General features: G+C 54.1%; 3 protein-coding genes and 1 pseudogene. 1 reads left to right on the plus strand and 3 read right to left on the minus strand.

Annotated elements, in window-relative coordinates:
- From Q7T06_RS09985 to Q7T06_RS09995, 3 genes and pseudogenes are all read right to left on the minus strand, one after another.
- Positions 1-212 (minus strand): annotated as a pseudogene (locus Q7T06_RS09985) (hypothetical protein); the annotation flags it as partial.
- A gap of 148 nt (positions 213-360) precedes the next feature.
- Positions 361-1,338 carry a tripartite tricarboxylate transporter substrate binding protein BugD gene (locus tag Q7T06_RS09990; protein WP_304784191.1) on the minus strand — a complete coding sequence of 326 codons (978 nt, stop codon included), beginning with the start codon at positions 1,336-1,338 and terminating at the stop codon, positions 361-363.
- Positions 1,339-1,808: 470 nt separating this feature from the next.
- Complete coding sequence (locus Q7T06_RS09995; protein ID WP_304784194.1) at positions 1,809-2,816, minus strand: DctP family TRAP transporter solute-binding subunit; 1,008 nt, start codon at positions 2,814-2,816, stop codon at positions 1,809-1,811.
- A 221-nt stretch (positions 2,817-3,037) separates the two neighbouring features.
- On the opposite strand from Q7T06_RS09995, the gene Q7T06_RS10000 reads away from it, so the two are divergent.
- Positions 3,038-4,820: PAS domain S-box protein (locus tag Q7T06_RS10000; RefSeq protein WP_304784196.1), on the plus strand; the 1,783-nt coding region annotated here is incomplete at its 3' end.

The raw sequence follows: 4,820 nt of genomic DNA on the forward strand, positions 1-4,820 counted from the left end.
GCCAATCCGATCAACGCCAGCAAGCCGCCCAGAATGGAGGGGAAATAGGCCGGGCCCATTTTCCCGGCAGTGCCCATTGCATAATCGCGACCGATAATGATCGCGGACAATCCGATGAAGAGAAAAATAATCCCGGTCCAGAAATCCTTGGGATGTCGAATAAATGATGGCAAGGTGCTCCCCTTCTCTTGAAACTTGATGGCTGGGCGCATGTTACTCAAGCGCCGAGCAAGTACCTTCTACTGCAAAAGATCAATGGCAATGAATAAATTGCCAGGCCCATATTCAAAATGACGAGGGGCCGGAGCACCTCGTCATTTATTTACGCCATTTTACTATTGATGTTGCTATGCGTTGCTATCAGTCTGCGTAAACGCCCGCTTTTTTGATGATAGGTGCCCATTTGGCAATTTCAGATTTCAGGTGCGTGCGCAAGGCTTCCGGTGTGGCGCGGTTGGCAGCAACCGGCTCCGTGCCCAGATCGGCAAAGCGTTGTTTGACTGTTGCATCTTTCAAGGCTACTTGCAATGCGGAAGCCAGCGTATCAATGACAGGTTTTGGTGTGCCTTTAGGTGCATACAAACCATGCCAGACTGCAACTTCAAAACCAGGCAAGCCAGCTTCGCTCATCGTTGGAATGTTAGGCAGTGAAGGCACGCGGGTTTTTGTCGTCACTGCATACGCCTTGACTTTGCCGCCCTTGATCTGGCTGGTTGTATTGGTGGTTTGGTCGCACATGAAATCAACCTGACCGCCCAGCAAATCGTTCATCGCAGGACCGGTGCCCTTGTAAGGAACCGTGGTCAATTCCGTATCGATGGCTGTCATGAACAGCATGCCGCACAGATGGGAAGCCGAACCCACGCCTGCATTGGCGTAAGTCACCTTGGTTTTATTGGCTTTTACATAAGCCAGCAATTCCTTGAAATCCTTAGCCGGAAAATCGCCGCGTGCGATGAAAGTCATAGGCACGTCGGTGATCAAACCGACCGGTTCGAAATCGTCGATCGCGTTATAGCTCAGCTTGCGGTAGAGCGAAGGAGCAGTCGATTGACCAATGTGGTGCAGGAAAACCGTGTAGCCGTCCGCAGGCGACTTCGCCACGCGCGCCGCGCCTATCGTGCCGCCGGCACCGCCAACGTTTTCAACGATCACGGTTTGTTTCAGCGTGGTCGTCATCGACTGCGCAACCAGGCGCGCCACTGTGTCGGTTGGACCACCGGCAGCAAAAGGCACCACCATCGTGATGGTTTTATTTGGGTAAGCGGCATCAGCATAAGCAAAGGAGCTGGCACACAAGGCAAATCCGACTATCGACTTCAGAAATTTATTGTTCATGTAATTCGTCTCCTGACTTAATAATTATTGGAAAAACTCCAGCCGGAACACCAGCTATCCCGACCTCATTGCCCGCACATCTTATCAAAATTGCAAATAAAAAGGACGTCACACTATCGTATGGATACAAATGTCAGGTGAGTATATGCCTGTAGCATTATCCGCGCACTCTATCTATCTGATCATACCGAAAGCAGTTCAAGCCGCTCATTTTACCAAGCGAACCTTTCACCAGTCTTTCGCGAGCCAGACTAAACGTTTTATCTGTGGCCGGCAACAAAGATTGATGGATGGAGCGATGCAAGCTGACAGGCAATCTGAAAAATGAGGATAGTACAGCGAACAGCGGAGACTGTTTTCAGAGCTGAAATTGCGGAATAGTCTGTGCCTGCAGGCAAAAAATGCCCGTCAGGTGCGGGCAGCGAATATCCGGCTTTATGCAACCGGGCTTATGGGAAAGGATGAGGGAATCAGCGGGCGCCCGGACGCCGCCCCTCGGCTTCCCTGGCAACCGCCATCACGACCGCTTTACCGATCCTGCTTTCCAGCTCTTTACGCACCGGCAGCAACGCATGGCGCCATGCCGCATTTTCCTTGTCGCTCAAAGTATGCACGCTTACTTTCCTGGACTTCTTGATTAGTGCAAGCGCAGCCTCGTTTTCCTGCTCGGCCAAGGCATTGCCGTATGACGTCGCCTCGCGCATTGCCGCATCGATGATGTTGCGCAGATCGAAAGGCAAGCCATCCCAGAATTTTTTGTTGACGATGACGGCGCTGCCCTGATAACCGTGATTCGACACCGTTACATGGCTTTGCACTTCGTACAATTTTCTGGCGTAAAAATTGACAGGCGAGCTTTCTGTGCCGTCCACCACGCCACTCTGCAATGCGAAATACACTTCGTTTGCATCCAGTATCTGCGGGATCGCGCCCAATGCATCCATCTGGGCATCCAGCACGCGGGAAGAATGTATGCGCATTTTCCGGCCGATGAAATCAGCCGGCATTTTCAATGCCCTGTTCGCCGACATGATCTTGAAGCCATTGTCCCAGTAAGCCAGTCCAACCATGCTTTTGGACTCCAGCTTTTTCAAAAGAGCCTTGCCTATCTGTCCTTCAGTCACACGGGATACCGCCTCCCTGTTGGCGAACAAATAGGGCAAATCAAACACTTCGAAATCCGGCACACCGAATTGCGCCAGCTTGGCAAGCGACGGGGCCAGCATCTGTACCGCGCCCAATTGCAATGCCTCGAGCTCATCCGATTCCTTGTACAGCTGGTTATTCGGATAGACATCAACCTGCACGCGGTGGCGGCTGGCTTGCTCCACCAGTTCCTTGAAGCGCAACGCTGCCTTGCCTTTGGGCGCATCACTGGCAGCTACGTGGCTGAACTTGATCACAATCGGGGTTTGCGCAGATACAATTGCACTGACCATCGCCAATGCTAGGCCAAGCAAAAACAAATGCATTTTCATTGCTGTTTTCATCGTGCGATCAGTAAGCCCCGGATTTAATTTTATTGATACTATGCGCAGTCGCACACGTCCTCACAAGTGTGGATAACCACATCGTCTTCGCACGGAATAAGCGGCATCGCCTTGAATACCCCAGCATGGATGCGCATGCGACGCCATAATGACTTGCGAAAGTCCACCTGAACAGCTTCGTTGAAAGGTGGATTTTTATATAATTGTTTATGATACCAAATCAATCACGCTCCGCCGGTTTCGGTTTCCCCAGCCGCAAGCAGGCGTGGCGCTGGCTTATCCCGCTGTTTCTGGCGCTATTGTTCCTGACCACCCTGATCTGGTTGCCGCTGCATGAAAAACAGCAGGAAGCCAGCGAACGCCAGGAACAGTTGATCGCGGACTCCCTGTGGGTCGAGCAAACGATACGCTTCAAGCTGCAGCGCAATGAAGAAAGCCTGAATCTGATGGCGTCGGAAATCATCAGTGGTTATCTGAACGGCGCACGCCTGCAGGATCGCATGAGCAACCTGATCCGCAGCAACCATGAAATCCATCGCATCATCAAACTTGATGCGCACGGCAAGTTGCTTGCATCGACCGATGAAACCCTGATCACGAAAAATGAATTGTCGGCACCATCAAGAAGAGCCGATGAACGTGCGCGCGCCACGCGCACTCCGCTGTACAGCCAGCCGGCAGCGGATATCAGCGGTCCGCTCATGTTCGACTATCATGTACCGCTTTTTGTCGGTGACAGATATGCCGGCAGCATCATTGCCAGCTACCTGGTTTCCAGCATCCTCGACGACATGGTTCCATGGTGGTTCGCGCAAGACAATGAAATTGCGCTGACCAACACGGACGATGTGATCATACACAAACGCGCCTCGGGCGGTGCCGGACGCGGCGTGTACACACACCGGCGCGCGCTCAATCTTCCAGGCACATCACTGAAGCTGAGCACCAACAGCACCAGGAGCGCCCCCAAACTGCTGCCCAGCCTGCTGGTCGATATCGTCATCCTGCTGGCGCTGGGTCTGGCATGGAGCCTGATTGCACTGTGGCGCGACATCAATCGTCGCCTGGCGGCAGAAACTGCATTGCGCGAACAAATTGCCTTTCGTACCGCGATGGAAAATTCGCTGATCACCGGTTTGCGCGCACGCGATCTGGATGGGCGCGTCACCTATGTGAATCCGGCTTTTTCGCAAATGGTCGGGATCGCCGCGGAAGATATCGTCGGCCATGCGCCACCGATGCCGTACTGGGCGCCGGAAGCGATGGGCGAATATCAGCGCCGCTTTTCGCAAGTCGTGGCCGGCACCGTCACGCCGCAGGGATTTGAAACCATATTCCAGCATACCGACGGCCACCGCGTCCCGGTGCTGATATACGAATCGCCGCTGGTCGACGATGGCGGCAAGCAAACCGGCTGGATGGGTTCGATACTCGATATCTCCGAGCGCAAACGGGTGGAAGACCTGAACCGCCAGCAGCAGGAAAAACTGCAAGCCAGCGCACGCCTGGCCACCATGGGTGAAATCGCCTCGACGCTGGCGCATGAACTGAACCAGCCGCTGGCGGCCATCTCCAGTTACACCACCGGCGCCCTGAACATGCTGGCGCGCGACAAATCCAGGGCAGCGGAAATCAATATAGATCTGCTGACCCACGCGCTGGAAAAAGCCCAGGCACAGGCACAACGCGCCGGCCAGATCATACGCAGCGTGCATACCTTCGTGAAAAAACGCGAACCCATGCGCACCGCCATCACCATCGCTGAATTGATCGACAGTGTCACGCCGCTGGTGGAACTGCAGGCGCAGCAATACTTCGTCTCAATCAAGACCGATATCCAGCCCGACTTGCCGACCGTGCTGGCCGATCGCGTGTTGCTGGAGCAGGTATTGCTGAACCTGACGCGCAATGGCATCGAGGCGATGCAGTGCGTGGCGACCGAGAAACTGTTGTTAAGTATTGCGGCGAGCATCGATACGGCAAACCCGCCCA

It is taken from the genome of Herminiimonas sp., assembly GCF_030645555.1.
Taxonomy (GTDB): Bacteria; Pseudomonadota; Gammaproteobacteria; order Burkholderiales; family Burkholderiaceae_D; genus Oxalicibacterium.

Bases quoted from the DNA above. Each gene is read 5' to 3' on its own strand.
- Q7T06_RS09990 (WP_304784191.1), bottom strand. From the start codon at position 1,338: ATGAACAATAAATTTCTGAAGTCGATAGTCGGATTTGCCTTGTGTGCC.
- Q7T06_RS09995 (WP_304784194.1), bottom strand. From the start codon at position 2,816: ATGAAAATGCATTTGTTTTTGCTTGGCCTAGCATTGGCGATGGTCAGT.